At 72.6% G+C, this 14,032-nt stretch carries 14 protein-coding genes and 3 pseudogenes; 6 read left to right on the top strand and 11 right to left on the bottom strand.

Annotation, left to right across the window (positions count from 1 at the left end):
* Nucleotides 1-46 precede the first annotated feature (46 nt).
* From ACIA5C_RS21370 to ACIA5C_RS21390, 5 genes are read right to left on the bottom strand one after another with little or no spacing between them, the layout of a single operon-like run.
* Nucleotides 47-1,504 carry an amidase gene (locus tag ACIA5C_RS21370; RefSeq protein WP_396057094.1) on the bottom strand — a complete coding sequence of 486 codons (1,458 nt, stop codon included), beginning with the start codon at nt 1,502-1,504 and terminating at the stop codon, nt 47-49.
* Nucleotides 1,505-1,560: 56 nt separating this feature from the next.
* Complete coding sequence (locus ACIA5C_RS21375) at nt 1,561-3,009, bottom strand: aldehyde dehydrogenase (NADP(+)) (RefSeq protein ID WP_396057096.1); 1,449 nt, start codon at nt 3,007-3,009, stop codon at nt 1,561-1,563.
* Nucleotides 3,010-3,017: 8 nt separating this feature from the next.
* The gene (locus ACIA5C_RS21380) at nt 3,018-4,019 is read right to left on the bottom strand and encodes a proline racemase family protein (protein WP_396057097.1); all 1,002 of its coding nucleotides are present in this window, start codon (nt 4,017-4,019) and stop codon (nt 3,018-3,020) included.
* A 1-nt stretch (nt 4,020) separates the two neighbouring features.
* Nucleotides 4,021-4,923 (bottom strand): dihydrodipicolinate synthase family protein, encoded by a 903-nt coding sequence (locus tag ACIA5C_RS21385; protein WP_396057099.1) that lies wholly within the window; start codon nt 4,921-4,923, stop codon nt 4,021-4,023.
* Nucleotides 4,920-6,314, bottom strand: coding sequence for an NAD(P)/FAD-dependent oxidoreductase (locus ACIA5C_RS21390; RefSeq protein ID WP_396057101.1), 1,395 nt, complete (start codon nt 6,312-6,314; stop codon nt 4,920-4,922). Before ACIA5C_RS21390 ends, ACIA5C_RS21385 begins: the two co-directional genes overlap by 4 nt.
* Before the next feature lie 153 nt (nt 6,315-6,467).
* Between ACIA5C_RS21390 and ACIA5C_RS21395 the strand changes: the two genes are divergently transcribed.
* A complete protein-coding gene (locus tag ACIA5C_RS21395; protein WP_396057713.1) occupies nt 6,468-7,283 on the top strand; it encodes a hypothetical protein in 816 nt (271 codons plus the stop codon).
* Nucleotides 7,280-7,627 (top strand): hypothetical protein, encoded by a 348-nt coding sequence (locus ACIA5C_RS21400; RefSeq protein ID WP_396057715.1) that lies wholly within the window; start codon nt 7,280-7,282, stop codon nt 7,625-7,627. The genes ACIA5C_RS21395 and ACIA5C_RS21400 overlap by 4 nt, the downstream gene beginning before the upstream one ends.
* Here ACIA5C_RS21400 and ACIA5C_RS21405 read toward each other — a convergent pair.
* From ACIA5C_RS21405 to ACIA5C_RS21415, 3 genes and pseudogenes are all read right to left on the bottom strand, one after another.
* Nucleotides 7,628-7,855: pseudogene (locus ACIA5C_RS21405) on the bottom strand ((2Fe-2S)-binding protein); the annotation flags it as partial.
* A 12-nt stretch (nt 7,856-7,867) separates the two neighbouring features.
* A complete protein-coding gene (locus ACIA5C_RS21410) occupies nt 7,868-9,046 on the bottom strand; it encodes an NAD(P)/FAD-dependent oxidoreductase (protein WP_396057103.1) in 1,179 nt (392 codons plus the stop codon).
* On the bottom strand, nt 9,043-9,699 hold the full coding sequence (locus ACIA5C_RS21415; RefSeq protein ID WP_396057105.1) for a GntR family transcriptional regulator: 657 nt from the start codon (nt 9,697-9,699) through the stop codon (nt 9,043-9,045). Before ACIA5C_RS21415 ends, ACIA5C_RS21410 begins: the two co-directional genes overlap by 4 nt.
* A gap of 38 nt (nt 9,700-9,737) precedes the next feature.
* On the opposite strand from ACIA5C_RS21415, the gene ACIA5C_RS21420 reads away from it, so the two are divergent.
* The 3 genes from ACIA5C_RS21420 to ACIA5C_RS21430 all read left to right on the top strand — a co-directional run bounded on the left by ACIA5C_RS21420 (nt 9,738) and on the right by ACIA5C_RS21430 (nt 12,022).
* Nucleotides 9,738-10,622, top strand: coding sequence for an ornithine cyclodeaminase family protein (locus ACIA5C_RS21420; RefSeq protein ID WP_396057107.1), 885 nt, complete (start codon nt 9,738-9,740; stop codon nt 10,620-10,622).
* Nucleotides 10,619-11,506 (top strand): LLM class flavin-dependent oxidoreductase, encoded by an 888-nt coding sequence (locus tag ACIA5C_RS21425; protein ID WP_396057109.1) that lies wholly within the window; start codon nt 10,619-10,621, stop codon nt 11,504-11,506. Before ACIA5C_RS21420 ends, ACIA5C_RS21425 begins: the two co-directional genes overlap by 4 nt.
* 156 nt (nt 11,507-11,662) lie before the next feature.
* Nucleotides 11,663-12,022, top strand: coding sequence for a VOC family protein (locus ACIA5C_RS21430; RefSeq protein WP_396057691.1), 360 nt, complete (start codon nt 11,663-11,665; stop codon nt 12,020-12,022).
* Nucleotides 12,023-12,053: 31 nt separating this feature from the next.
* On the opposite strand, the pseudogene ACIA5C_RS21435 reads toward ACIA5C_RS21430, so the two are convergent.
* Together ACIA5C_RS21435 and ACIA5C_RS21440 are read right to left on the bottom strand one after the other, a co-directional pair.
* A pseudogene (locus tag ACIA5C_RS21435) lies at nt 12,054-12,197 on the bottom strand (IS5/IS1182 family transposase); the annotation flags it as partial.
* Nucleotides 12,178-12,315: pseudogene (locus ACIA5C_RS21440) on the bottom strand (ATP-binding cassette domain-containing protein); the annotation flags it as partial. The pseudogenes ACIA5C_RS21435 and ACIA5C_RS21440, both read right to left, overlap by 20 nt.
* 36 nt (nt 12,316-12,351) lie before the next feature.
* On the opposite strand from ACIA5C_RS21440, the gene ACIA5C_RS21445 reads away from it, so the two are divergent.
* On the top strand, nt 12,352-13,068 hold the full coding sequence (locus tag ACIA5C_RS21445) for a TetR/AcrR family transcriptional regulator (RefSeq protein ID WP_396057693.1): 717 nt from the start codon (nt 12,352-12,354) through the stop codon (nt 13,066-13,068).
* A gap of 71 nt (nt 13,069-13,139) precedes the next feature.
* Here ACIA5C_RS21445 and ACIA5C_RS21450 read toward each other — a convergent pair whose 3' ends face one another.
* The gene (locus ACIA5C_RS21450) at nt 13,140-14,012 is read right to left on the bottom strand and encodes a GNAT family N-acetyltransferase (protein WP_396057111.1); all 873 of its coding nucleotides are present in this window, start codon (nt 14,010-14,012) and stop codon (nt 13,140-13,142) included.
* Between the last annotated feature and the right edge of the window lie 20 nt (nt 14,013-14,032).

Raw genomic sequence — 14,032 nt, forward strand, 5'->3', positions numbered from 1 at the left:
ACGGACCCGGCGGTGCCGTCTCGACCGTCCTTCGCTGTGGCCTGAGTCACAAGTTCGGCGGGACGAAGCCGCCGAACTCGCGCTCGATCAGTTCGGCGCAGCGGATCGGCGTGAAGTCCTCGAACAGCGGGCCGATCAGCTGCACCCCGATCGGCAGGCCGTCGCCCGAACGGGTGACCGGCACCGCGGTCGCCGGGAGGCCCGCGGCGGTCGCATTGCCGGCCCAGACGAGCTGGTCGTTGTAGTCGTGCGCCACGCCGTCGATCGAGATCGCGCGCGCCCACTGATGCGGGCTCTGGTCATGCGGAAAAGCGGGAGTCGAGAAGATCGGGGCCACGACGATGTCGAACTCGGCGAACAACTCGCGCCATTCGGCGCGATGCCGCGTCCGTACGCCGTCCGCCGTGAGCCAGTCGCGATAGCTCAGAACTACCCCGCGGGCCCGCTCGGCGACCAGCGAGGTGTCGCCCTCGTCGAAGCGGGCGGCCGCCGCGGCCGCCGACTCGTAGACCTCGGGCGGATAACTCGCCGCGATCGAGGCCTGCAGCAGACGCATGTAGGTGCGGGCGACCTCGGCCTGATCGGGCAGGCGCGGGCTGCTCCGTCCGACCGCCACACCGGCACGCTCCAGGCGGGACGCGAGGTCGTCGATCGCGGCGCGCACCTCGGACGAGACCGGCACCAGCGGGTGCGAATCGAGCACCAGCACCCGGAAGCCGGCCAGCCGGTCGTGGCGGGGCGGCCGCAGCGCGGTGCGGTAGGCGATGCCCCGGGTGGTCTCGTCCGGGTCGGACAGGAGGCCGACCAGCAGCGCGAGGTCGGCCGCCGAACGGGCCATCGGCCCCATGACGCCCAGGTCGCGTTCGTACGCCAGGGGCCGCATCCCCGGGAAGGTGTGACCGCGGAGCGGGAGCAGATCGGCCGACGGCTTGTGCGCGTAGACCCCGGTGAAATGCGCCGGGATGCGCAGCGAGCCGCCGATGTCCGAGCCGATCGACAGGGCACCGAACCCGGCGGCGAGCGCGGCCGCCGAACCGCCGGACGACCCGCCCGGTGTGCGGGCGAGGTCCCACGGGTTGTTCGTGGTGCCGTAGATCGGGTTGTAGGACTGGAAGTCGCCCAGGCCGACCGGCACGTTCGTCTTGCCGAGCACCACCGCACCGGCCTCCTTGAGCCGGGCGACCGCCAGGGCATCGCCGGCCGCGACGAAATCCTTGAACCCGCGGACTCCCCAGGTGGTGGGCAGGCCGGCGACGTCGAACGACTCCTTCACCGTCACCGGCACGCCGAGCAGGGGCCCGGTCCGGCCGCGCGCCCGGGCCGCATCGGCCTCCCGGGCCGCCTCCTCGGCGCGCTGGAAATCGCGTACGCACAGGGCGTTGATCTCCCCGTCGAGCCGCTCGATCCGCGCGATCGCGGCCGAGATGAGCTCGACGGCCGACACCTCCCCGGCGTCCAGGGCGTCGGACAGTGCGGCGGCGGTGGCGTACGCGTAGTCGGTCATGCTCTATGACTGCCAGTAAATGTCTGCCGCTGCAACCGTCCAGGTCCCTCACCCGGTCAGGACAGGCGCCCCCAGCGGGCCGACTCGCCGGCCGCCGAGCGGGTCTGCGGGACGCCCCACGGGTTGTCGTCGCGCAGCGGCGGCGGGAGCAGGGTCGGCGGGCAGTCCTGGAAGGTGACCGGGCGCAGGAAGCGGCCGATCGCCGCGGTGCCGACCGAGGTCGTGGTCGGGTTCGTCGTCGCGGGCCAGGGGCCGCCGTGCTGCATGGCCGGGGTGACCGCGACACCGGTCGGCCAGCCGTCGAACAGCAGGCGTCCGGCCCGGTCGCTCAGCACGCCGATGACCTCCCGCAGCCACGGCGAGTCCTCGCCGGTGCCGATGTGGAGGCCGGCCGTCAGCGAGCCCTCGACCAGGTCGGCGAGCACGGGGGCCAGCGCCGCCGCGGGGTCGTATCGCACGATGATCGACAACGGTCCGAAGGCCTCGTCGGCCAACGTGTCGCGGTGCTCGTCGAACGTCGCCAGGTCGGTCTCGACCAGGGTGGGTGCGGCCACGTCGCCATCGACGGCGCCCTCGCGGAGGACGTGGATGCCCTTGGTGCCGAGCACCTCGTCGCGCCGCCGGGCGTAGCCCTCGACGATGCCGGGGTGCAGCAGGCGGTGCGGGCCGGCGTCGCCGAACGCGGTCGTCGGGAAGCCGGCGCCGGCCGGCAGGAAGAGCAGGCCCGGCTTCGTGCACAGCTGGCCGGCCGAGCCGGTCACGCTGGCCGCGAACCCGGTGGCGATCCGGTCGGCCCGCTCGGCCAGCGCCGCGGCCGTCACGACGACCGGGTTGATGCTGCCCAGCTCGCCGTAGAACGGGATCGGCCGCGGCCGGGCGGCCGCGATGTCGAACAGTGCCCGCCCGGCCCGCAGCGAGCCGGTGAAGCTGGCCGCCGCGATCCGCTCGTCGCGCAGAGCCGACACGCCCTCGTCCTGACCGTGGATCAGGCCCAGAGCGTCGGCCGGCATCCCGCTCTCGGCCAGCGCCGCACGCACGATCGACGCGGTCCGGTCGGAGAGGCGCGGATGGCCGGGGTGGGCCTTGACCAGGACCGGGCAGCCGGCCGCCAGCGCCGACGCGGTGTCGCCGCCGGCCACCGAGAAGGCGAACGGGAAGTTGCTCGCCGCGAAGTTCAGCACCGGGCCGAGCGGGACCAGGTACCTCCGCAGATCGGGCCGCGGTCCGAGGACGAAGTCCGGGTCGGCGGCGTCGAGGCGTACGTCAAGAAACGCCCCCGCGACCGCGACGTCGGCGAAAAGCTTGAGTTGCACCGTGGTCCGCTTCAATTCGCCGCGCAGGCGCGCCTCGGAGAGACCGGTCTCGCTCATGGCGAGCGGGACCAGTTCATCGGCCGCCCCGGTCAGCGCGTCGGCCACCGCGACCAGGGCCCGGCCGCGCCGCTGCGGCTCCGCTGCACTCCACTCGGCGCCCGCGGCGGCCACCGCGGCAATGATGTCGCTCATCGCAAACCTCAGAACTCGAAACCGGTCGGATAGGGGTCGGTGGGGTCGAGCAGGTACTGACCGATGCCGGTGACCCAGGCCCGGCCGGTGATGGTGGGAACCACCGCGGGCCGGCCCGCCACCGTGGTCTCCCCGATCAGGCGGCCGCTGAAACGGCTACCGATGAACGATTCGTTGACGAACTCCGCGCCGATCGCGAGTTCGCCGCGGGCCCACAGCTCCGCCATGCGCGCACTCGTTCCGGTGCCGCACGGGGACCGGTCGAACCAGCCCGGATAGATGGCCATCGCGTGGCGGGAATGCCGGGCGGTCGAGCCGGGAGCGATGAACTCGACGTGGTGGCAGTGGTCGACGCCGTCGATCTCCGGGTGCTTCGGCGGTTCCTGCTCGTTGATGGCGTCCATGATGGCCAGCCCGGCGTCGAGGATGTCGCGCCGGCGGGCCCGATCGAACGGCAGGCCGACCGCGTCGAGGTCGACCATCGCGTAGAAGTTACCGCCGAACGCGAGGCTGTAAGGCACCCTCCCGTACTTGCCGACCTCGATCCCGGTGTCGAGGCGGTCGCAATACGCCGGCACGTTCTCCAGCGTCACCGCGTCCGCGTGGCCGTCACGGACCTGCACGTCTGCTCGGACCAACCCGGCCGGCGTGTCCAGCCGGATCGTCGTCACCGGCTCGGTGACCGGGACCATGCCGGTCTCGACCAGCACGGTCGCCACGCCGATCGTGCCGTGCCCGCACATCGGCAGGCACCCCGACACCTCGATGTAGACGACGCCGAAATCGGCGTCCGGCCGGGTCGGTGGCTGCAGGATGGCGCCGCTCATCGCGGCGTGGCCGCGCGGTTCGTTCATCAGAAGCTGGCGTACGGCGTCCAGATGGTCGATGAAATAGAGGCGCTTCTCGTTCATCGTGGCGCCGGGAATCGTGCCCATGCCGCCGGTCACCACCCGGGTCGGCATGCCCTCGGTGTGCGAGTCGACGGCCGAGAACATCCGGTTCGCGCGCATGTCAGGCGGCCAGGGCTTCGATGGCCCGCTGCGTCTGCTCGCGGACCTGGCGCTCCTGGTCGGCGGTGAGCGGCCCCCGCGGCGGGCGGCAGCGGCCACCGAAACGGCCGACCATGTCCATGCTCAACTTGATCGCCTGGACGAACTCGGTGCGCGAATCCCACCGGAAAACCGGCACGAGGTGCTGATAGAGCTCGCGTGCCTTGTCGTACTCGCCGGCCACCATCAGGTCGTAGAGCCGCACCGACTCGGCCGGGAAGGCGTTCGGGAAACCGGCGAACCAGCCGACCGCGCCGTCGGCCATCAACTCGAAGAGCACGTCGTCGGCGCCGGCGATGACGTCGATGTCGGTCTTCTCGCGGATTTCGAAGAGGCGCCGGACATCCCCGCTGAACTCCTTGATCGCCTTGACCTGATCGATCTTGGCGATTTCCGCCGTCAGATCGGGCGTAAGGTCCACTTTGGTGTCATACGGGTTGTTGTAGATCATCATCGGCAGCCCGGCCTCGGCGATCCTCGTGTAATGCTCGACGACCTGACTGTCGCTGGCCCGGTACATGGTGGGCGGCAGCGCGAGCACCCCGTCGGCGCCGTCCTCGGCCGCCAGTTCGGCCCAACGCTTGGCCTGATGCCAGCCCGGCCCGTGCACCCCGGCGATCACGACGCCGCGCCCGGCGACCGCCTCGACCGCGACCTGCACGACGCGGCGGCGCTCCTCGTCGGTCAGCGACGAATATTCGCCGAGCGAACCGTTGGGTCCCACGCCGCGGCAGCCGTTGCGGATCAGCCAGTCGCAGTGCTCGGCATACTTGTCGTAGTCGACGGCCAGCCCGGCCGGCGCGGCCGGATCCGCACGGTAGGGGAGTGCGGCGGCGACGATCACGCCGCGCAGATCGGTGGTCATTCCTCATCCTCCAGGTCTGCCAACTCGCCGAGCCGGACCAGCGCGGCGATCGGCCGATTGCCGGTGCGGCCCCCGTCGAGGAGGCCTTGTCCTTGCAACAGTTCTTCGACGGTGCGCCCGCAGACCCGGCCCTGGCAGGGGCCGAGACCGGCGCGGGTACTGAGCTTCAGCGAGCGGAGCCCACGAGATTCGGTGGCGGCCGCGGTCCCCCGGATGTCGCCGACGGTCACGTCCTCGCAGCGGCAGACCACGGTGTCCCCGGTGAGCCACTGCTTCCAGCCGGGCCCGATGCCGTGGGCGGCCTCAAGCCGTGCCTTGAAGCGGAGATGAATCGCGCGCGCCCGCCGAGCGCCTTCCGTCGGGGTGCCGCCGGCCGCCGCCGTCCCGGCGATCGTGCCCTCCGCCAACGCCAGGTCGGAACCGCCGACGCCGGTGAGTTCACCGGCCGCGAAGACCCCGTCGACGGTGGTCCGACCAAGGCGGTCCACAGTCACACTGCCGTCCGGGCCGGTCCGGCAGCCGGCCGCCACGGCCAACTCGGCCCGCGGCACGAAACCGTGGCTGACACAGACGGCGTCGACGCTGATGCGGCGCTCGGTCCCGGCGATGGGCGACCAGTCCAGCGCCAGGCGCACGGTGGTCACCGCCTCGACACGGTCGGTGCCGTGCGCGGCGACAACAGCCGAGCCGGTGCGGTAGGGGACCCGGTTCCGGGCCAGGTCGCGGACATAGCCGGCCAACTCCGGTCCCTTGCGCCGCAGGTCGTCCGGCCGGGCACCCCAGCCCCTGGCGATGCGGGACCAGCGGCTGGCCTCCAGGACCCCGGCGACGCGGGCGCCGGTGCGCAGAAGGCTGGCGGCAACCGGCAGCAGGAAAGGCCCCGCCCCGGCCACGAGAACGTTGCGGCCCACCGCGACCCGCTCCGACTTGGCGAGCGCCTGGGCGGCCCCGGCGGTGTAGACACCGGGCAGATCCCACCCCGGGAACGGCAGGGTCCGCTCGGCGGCCCCGGTGGCCAGAATGAGGGCGCCGGGCTCGAACACCCGCCGACGCCGGTCCATGCCGTCGGCCGGTCCCTCCAGCACGTGTACGCGCGGAACGCCGCCCCCTCTCCGCTCCACCATCCAGACCTGGCCGTTGGTGACGACCTCGCACTGCGGGTCTTCAACCAGCGCCCGCCGGAGAGCCGTGAACCGCTCCCAGCCGTGGTGCAGCAGCCTTTCCCGTTCCGCCGGCCGTTCCGGGGGAAGATGCCGCCAGAACTGCCCGCCTACGTCGGCGGCCGCGTCCAGCAGCACCACGGAACCCCCGGCGCGCCGAGCGGCGAGCGCGGCGGCCAGCCCGGCCGGGCCGGCCCCGACGACGAGCACGTCCGGCTTGGCCGCGCTCACCGCTCGCCTCCCGTCGGGTGGCCCGCTCCGCCGAACCCGGCCCGGCCCGGCGATGAGACCGACGCGGCGGGCTGAGCTGCGCTTTCGGCCCGGCCCGCGCCGGCAGCGCCGTCCGGGCTGATCGCGTCGTCCGGGTTGGTCGCGTCGGCGGGGGTGGCAGCGCTGCTCGGGCTGGTCCCGCTCGGGAGGTTGGCCACGCTGTTTGGACTGGTCCCGCTCGGGAGGGGGGCTGCGCTGTTTGGACTCGTCGCGCCGGCCCGGCCGGTTGCGCTGGCTGGGCTGGTTGTACTGGTTGCGCTGGCTGGGCTTGTTGCGCTGGCTGGCGTGGACGCGCTGGCTGGGCTGGTCGCGCTGGCCGGGGCAGCGGCGCTGTTCGGACTGGTCACGCTCGCGGGATCGGCGGCGATGTTCGGGCTGGTCGTGCTGGCCGGGCTGGTTGCCTTGGCGGGGCTGGCCGTGCTGACTAGGCCGGGTGCGTTGGCGGCTCTCTTCGGGCCGACTGCGCCCACTGCGTTGGCAGCGCTGGTTGGACTGGTCCGGCTCGCGGGGCTGGCTGGGCCGGCTGCGCTGGCCCGGCTGGCTGGGCTGGTCGGCGCAGCAGCCGTGATCGGGCTGGCACCGCTGGCGGGATTGGCGGCGCTGACCGTGCTGACCGTGCTGACCGAGCTGGTTGCCCTGGCCGCGCTCACTGCGCTGGCCGCGCTCACTGGGCCGGTTGCATTGCCTGCGCCAGCTGGGCCGGTTGCGTTGGCGGGGCTGGTCGGTCCACCTGGGTCGACTGCCGTGGCGGCGTTGTTGGGGCTGGTTGCGCTGCCGGGGCTGCTCGCGCTGGTCGGGGCGGGTTCGGTCGGGCGAGCAGTTGGGCTCGGCGTGGCCGACTCGCTCGCGGCGTCTCCGCCTCCCGGCAGGATCGAACCGGCGGCGACCGCCGGGCCTCGCTCGGCGGGCTGGGCGGTGGCCGGGGCTTGAGCGGTGACCTCGGTGGCGGCCGGCTGGGTGGCAGCCGGCTGGGCGGTGGTGCCGGGCTGGGCGGTGGTGCCGGGCTGGGCGGTTGTGCCGGGCTGGGCGGTGGTGCCGGGCTGGGCGGTGGTGCCGGGCTGGGCGGTTGTGCCGGGCTGGGCGGTGGTGCCGGGCTGGGCGGTTGTGCCGGGCTGGGCGGTGGTGCCGGGCTGCGCGGTGGTGCCGGACTGGGCGGTGGTGCCGGGCTGCGCGGTTGTGCCGGACTGGGCGGTGGTGCCGGGCTCGGCGTTGTCGGAGGTGGTGATGACGTCGCCGGGGGTGGCTTGGCGCTGGCAGGCGCGGACGTCGGCTAGGTCGTTGACCGTTACGAGGCAGTCGTGGCAGATGCCTATGCCGCAGAAGACGCCTCGGGGGCGGCCGTGGCGGGAGGTGCGCCAGCTGGAACGGCCCGCGGCCAGCAGGATGCCCGCGATGGTCTGGCCGGCCAGGCCGGTGAGCTTTGCGCCGTCCACCTCGATGGTCAGCGGGAGGGCCGGGCCCGGCCGGATCGGGTCGTCCGAGGGGGAGATGCCGGCTGCCATCTCAGTAGTATGTCACACATTACCGCTGAGAAAAGGGGCCAGCGTGGGGCGGTCGACAGCGAAGGGTGCGGCCGGAACCCGGGTGGCGCGGCCCAGCATCAGATCGGCCAGCAGCTCGGCGGTCGCGGCCGACAGGACTATGCCGGCGCCCTCGTGGCCCGTGGCGTGCCACAGGCCGGGCAGGCGCGGATCGGGGCCGATTACCGGCCGGTGGTCGGGGACGAAGGGGCGGAAGCCGCCGTAGGCGCGCATCACCGCGGCCGAGGCCAGGAACGGGAACAGGGTGACGGCCTTGGCGGCGATGGCCGCCAGCACCGCGGGCTCGATGCGGTCGTCGAAGCCGCGCTGTTCGCGGGACGAGCCGATCAGGACGGTTCCGGAGGCGGTCGACTCGACCACGCTCGAGGTCTGGAGAGTGGCGTCGTTCGACTCGACCGCGCCGACGTAGTCCGCGTCGTACACCTTGTGGCGGATGCGCTGCCGCATGCGGGTGGTGACCAGCAGCGTGCCCCGGCGCGGGCGCACCGGCAGCACTACGCCCAGGCGCCGCGCGACCTCGGCCGACCACGGGCCGGCGGCCACCACGACGTGGTCAGCGGGCAGGTCGCCGGCGGTGGTCCGGACGCCGGCCAGCCGTGGGCCGTCCATCACCGGGCCGAGCACCTCGACGCCTTGGCGCACCACGGCTCCGCGGCGCCGGGCCGAGGCGAGCAGGGCCTCGGTCGCGATGGCGGGTTGCACCTGGGCGTCCTGCGGGTAATGCACCGCGGCCGTGAAGTCGTGCGTCAGGTCGGGCTCGAGCGAGGCGACCGTGGCGGCGTCGAGGCGGTTGGCGACCACCCCCGCCGTACGCTGGGAGGCCGCGAAATCGCCCAGCGCAAGCGCGCCGGAAGCCGTCGTGGCAACCACCAGGCCGCCTTTCGCCTCGTGCTCGATGCCCGGGAAGGCCGGGCCGAGCTCGTCCGGCAGCGCGGCGGCCAAGGCGGACCACAGCGTCAGCGAGCGCAGCGCCAGGGAAAGCTCGTCGCCGGGGCCCTTGTCGGAGACCAGAAGGTTGCCCTCGCCCGCGGCCGACGTGCCGCCCGCCGAGGCCGCGCGGTCGACCACAGTGACCGGGACGCCGGCCGTGGCCAGCTCGCGGGCCACCGCCGCGCCGACGATGCCGGCGCCGATGACCACCACGGCGGTCATTCGGACCGGCCGCTCCACCAGCCGGTCACATGGCCGATGTGGTGGCGCATCAACTCCTCGGCGGCGGCCGGCTTGTCGTCGGCCAGCAGGTCGATCAGCGTGTGGTGCTCGGCCGACGAACGGGCCAGTTCGGGCGTGCCGAGCATGCCCGCGAGGCCGACCAGCCGGGTCTGCTGGCGGAGGTCACCGACCAGCGTGACCAGGCGGTCGTTGCCGGTCAGGCTGAGCAGGTGCAGGTGGAACCGGTTGTCCGCCTCGAGATAGGCGCGCAGGTCGGAGGCGGCCGCGCCGGTGACGATCGCCTCGGCCTCGGCGCGCAGCTCGGCCAGGCGGTCGGCGGGGATCCGGCCGGCCAGGTCGCGCATCGGGGGCGCCTCGAGCCACTGGCGGATCTGCACGATCTGATCGAGGTCGTGCCGCGAGACCTCGGTGACCCGGAAACCCTTGTTGCGGGCGATTTCCACGAAGCCGCGCTTCTCCAGGTTGAGGAGCGCCTCGCGTACGGGGGTGGCCGACACGTCGAATCGGGCCGCGAGTGTGGGCGCGGTCAGCATGGTGCCGGGCGGGAACTCGCCGCTGACGATGGCCGACGACACCGCGTCCTCCACCAGGTGCCGGAAGTTGCCGGCCGTGCGCAACGGGCCGATCGTCATGATTGCCTCCCTCAGTGGTATGTGACATCGTACAGGCCGTGCTGGACGCTGATCACGTCGCCGGGTTCGGCTTTCCGTCCGCGATCGCCGCGCTGCGGGCCGCGCTGGCGGCCGGACTCGACCCGGAGTCCGAACCCCCACGCGGCTCGGTGCGACTGGGCGGCGGCGAGGTGCTCGTCATGCCGTCGAGCGCCGGGCCGGTCGCCGGCATCAAACTGGTCAGCGTCGTGCCGGACAACCCGGCGCGCGGGCTGCCCCGGATCCACGGCGTCTACGTGCTCTTCGACGCGGATTCCCTGGCACCGCGCGCCTTGCTGGACGGCGCCGCGCTGACTTCCCTTCGCACGCCCGCGGTCTCCGCCCTCGGCGTCGACCTGGTCGCGCCGCCGGATGCCCGGCGGCTGGTCGTTTTCGGGACCGGACCCCAGGCTTTCGGACACGTGCAGGCTCTGCGGGCCATTCGGCCGCTTGATTCCGTACGGGTAATCGGGCGCGACCCTGCACGCCTGGCCGATTTCGTCCGTTCCCTGGGTCCGGACGCGGAAGCGGCCGACCCGTCGGCCGTCGCCGAGGCCGACATCGTGGCGTGCTGCACGACCGCGCGCACGCCGCTCTTCGGCGGGGAACTGCTCGCACCGCACGCCGTCGTCGTCGCCGTCGGGTCGCACGAGCCGGACGCCCGGGAGGTCGACGCCGAGACCGTGCGGCGCTGCGGCGCGCTGGTCGAGTCGCGGGCCGCGGCGATCCGCGAGGCCGGTGACGTCCTGCACGCGATCGCCGAGGGCGCGATCGGCGAAGATGAGCTCGTGACATTTTCCGATCTGGTCCGGGGCACCACCCCCGCCCGGCCCAGGCTGATCAAAACCGTGGGGATGGGCTGGGAGGATCTCGTGATCGCCGCCGCCGTGGTGGACGCCGCATGATCGCGCTGTCGGCACTCGTGCTGCCCGACCGCCACCCGATCTCGACCTTCCTGGCCGAGGTGCGGGAGGCCGAGGCGGCCGGGGTGCAGTCGGTCTGGACCTATGACCATCTGACCTGGCCGCTGTTGAAGGACAACCCCTGGTACGGCTTCGTGCCGCTGCTCGCCGCCGCGGCGATGGTCACCACCCGGGTCCGCCTGGGGGTGCAGGTCGCCACGCCGAACTACCGGCATCCGGTTCCGTTCGCCAAGGAGCTGATGACCCTCGACCAGATCAGCGAGGGACGCATCGAGCTGGGCGTGGGAGCGGGATCCGAGAGCCTGGACGCGGCCGTCCTGGGTGATCCGCCGCTTCCGCTGCGGAAGCGGATGGACCGGTTCGTGGAGTGGCTCGAGTTCTTGGACGAGTTGCTCCGGGAGCCGGTGGTCACCCGGCGTGGCTCGTTCTATACGGCGATCGACGCCCACCAATTGCCGGGGTGCGTGCAGACGCCCCGGGTGCCGTTCACCGTGGCCGGGACCGGGCCGCGGTCGCTGGCGCTGGCGGCTCGGCTCGGGCAGGGGTGGGTGACCTACGGGCCTTATGGGCCGGCGGTGTCGCCGGAGGACTGGTTCGCGGCGCTTTCGAAGCAGTCGCGGCAGATCGACGAAGCGCTGAATGCTGATAAAGAGCCTCGAAATGTCGGGGTGGCCTTCCGCCGGGCGGTGCAGATCGGCGTGGAGGTGCAGTGGCCCTTCGAGAGCCGCGACCGCTATGTGGACACGATCGGGCGGCTGGAAGAACTGGGCTTCACCGAGGTGAGCGCGCACTGGCCCCGGCCGGACGGGCGAGGGGTTCCGGCCGGGGCGTTCGGGTTCGTCGCCGAGGCGCACGGCGTCGGCTAGCGCTCGGGCGTTTGGCGCGTCGAGTCGGCTAGGCCGTGTTTCAGAAGTTGGTCGGTGTCGGTCGCTGCGTTTGGCATCATGCCAAGGGATGGCGTCGCGAGCGTCGGGTGGCCTCGGCGGTGATATGCCGTCGTGGTGGTGGGTAAGTGGGCTGCTGTGATCGGACGTTTCGAACATGCGGTGATTGATTGCCCGGACCCTCGGGCCTTGGCGGAGTTCTACATGCGGCTGCTGGGCATGCGGGTAGAGCGCGAGAGCGACGGATGGGTCGTGATCAGAGATGACGCCGACCGTCATCGTCTGGCCTTCCAGCGAGTGCCGGATCTTCGAGAACCACGGTGGCCTGATCCTGAGCGTCCGCAACAGTTTCACATCGATGTCATGGTGGACGACATCGAGGTGGCCGAAGAGGCGGCACTCAAGATCGGCGCTACGCGGCTGCCGCACGAGGGTCCGGACTACCGGGTGTATGCCGACCCAGTTGGTCACCCGTTCTGCCTCTGCTGGGAAGGCTGACGTCCTGCGGGGCTGAATCGTCGAACTGGTGTCACAGCCACTGGTTGATCGCGGCGATGTGCACGGTGGCTTGGTAGCGCACGGCGAGTTTGTCGTAGCGGGTGGCGACGGCGCGGTGTTGTTTGAGCTTGTTGATTCCGCATTCCACAGCGTGGCGCGGCCGGGTCGAGCCCGGTCGTCGGTTCGTCGAGGAAGAAGACGGCCGGCTCGTGCAGCAGCCCGGCCGCCAGGTCGAGCCGGGGGCGCATCCCGCCCGACCAGCCGGCGACCGGCCGGTCGGCCGCGGTCGCGAGAGCAGCGGCAACGCCGATCCCGCCCGGACCGTCGCGCTGCTCTGGGGAACCCTCCGGCGTCCCCGGCGCGGACCCCGGCACGCGCTGACCAGCGAGCAGATCGTCGCCGCGGCCGTCCGGATCGCCGACGCCGACCGGGACCTGGCGCCGCTGTCGATGCGGCGGGTCGCCGAGTCGCTCGGCGTCGGCACGATGTCGCTCTACACGTACGTCGCCTCCCGCGCCGAGTTGCTGGAGGCGATGCTCGACTCGGTGCACGGCGAGGTGGTCGCCCGGCTGGAGAAGGACGGCGCGACGGGCTGGCGGGAGGCGTTGCGCGCGGTGGCCGACGCCAACCGGGCGATGTACCTGCGCCACCCCTGGATGCTCCAGGCCTTCACCGGCCGGCCGCCGCTCGGCCCCCACACGCTTGCCAAATATGACCGGGAACTGCGCGCGCTCGACGGCATCGGACTCACCGGCCTGCAGATGGACGCCGCGCTCACGCTGGTGCTGACGCACGTCGAGGGCGTGGTCCGGCGCCGGGTCGAGGCCGAGCGGGCCGCTCAGCGCAGCGGCATGACCGACGCACAGTGGTGGAAGGCCGCGGCGCCGGCGCTGTCCGAGGTGTTCGACCCGGCCCGCTTCCCGGTCGCCGGCCGCGTCGGGCGGGCGGCCGGCGAAGCGCACCAGGCCGCGTTCGACGTGGAGCACGAGTACGCCTTCGGCCTCGACCGGCTGATCGAGGGTCTGGCCACCCTGGTCAAGGACTAGTTGAGAGTGGCCGAGCGGGTGGGGGCCGCCGCCGACGGTGTAGATCGCGTAGGTATGGGTTTCGGTGGCGCCTACCTCGCCGGCGCAGGTTTGCGGTAGCGGCGATATTCGCGGACCACCCGGAAACCGAGCCGCTCGTAGAGCGATCTCGCCCCGGCCGGGTCATGACCCTCGGTGTTCAGGCGGACCGGGCCGTTCAGCGCGGCCAGGGTCCGGGTGACCAGGGCGGTGGCCAGACCGCGGCGCTGGAAGTCGGGGTCGACCTCCACGTCTTCGATCTCGGTGCGGCTCGCACCGACCACGCCGACGACGCGGTCGCCGGCCACCGCGACCCGGAACAGGGACAGGTCCGAACGGGTCAGCCAGCCGCGGAACCATTCCTCGGTGGTCGGGGTGCTGAACGGGCGTCCGGCCCAGGTGCGGGCGGAGAGGACGGTCAGCGCCCGGGCGTCGCCGACCGTGGCCGCCCGGACCGTGATGCCCTCGGGCGGCGGCGTTGATGCCACCGCCGACCCGTCGTGCTCCATGTCGACCATCGAGAAGGTGTAGCGGTAGCCGTTGCGTTCCAACAGGGCCGCCCGGTCCGGCTGGGCCGTGGAGGCGTTGCCGGCCAGCATCCCGGAACCGGCCGCGGCCTCCGCGTCGATCAGCAGTCGCCGGCCCAGGCCGCGCCGCCGGTGCGGGGGAGCGACGTAGCCGTCGGCCAGGAAGACGCGGGTGCCGTCCGATTCGGTCCAGGAGCGGAGTGCACCCCAGCCGATGAGGTTGCCGCCGGTGTTCAGCGCGACGACCGCCCGGTCGGCGCTCTCCATGCCGTGGCGGATGGCGTCCGCATCGAGGACCGGTTCGACAGTCGAGCGGACATCGACAAGATCGGCCTCCGCATGGGCGGCATGCAGCATCTGAATGACCGGCGCATCGCCGGATTCGAAGGGGCGCAGCACCTGGCCAGTACACCACTCGA

Origin of the sequence: Actinoplanes sp. NPDC051343 (assembly GCF_044455125.1) — a bacterium.
GTDB lineage: Bacteria > Actinomycetota > Actinomycetes > Mycobacteriales > Micromonosporaceae > Actinoplanes.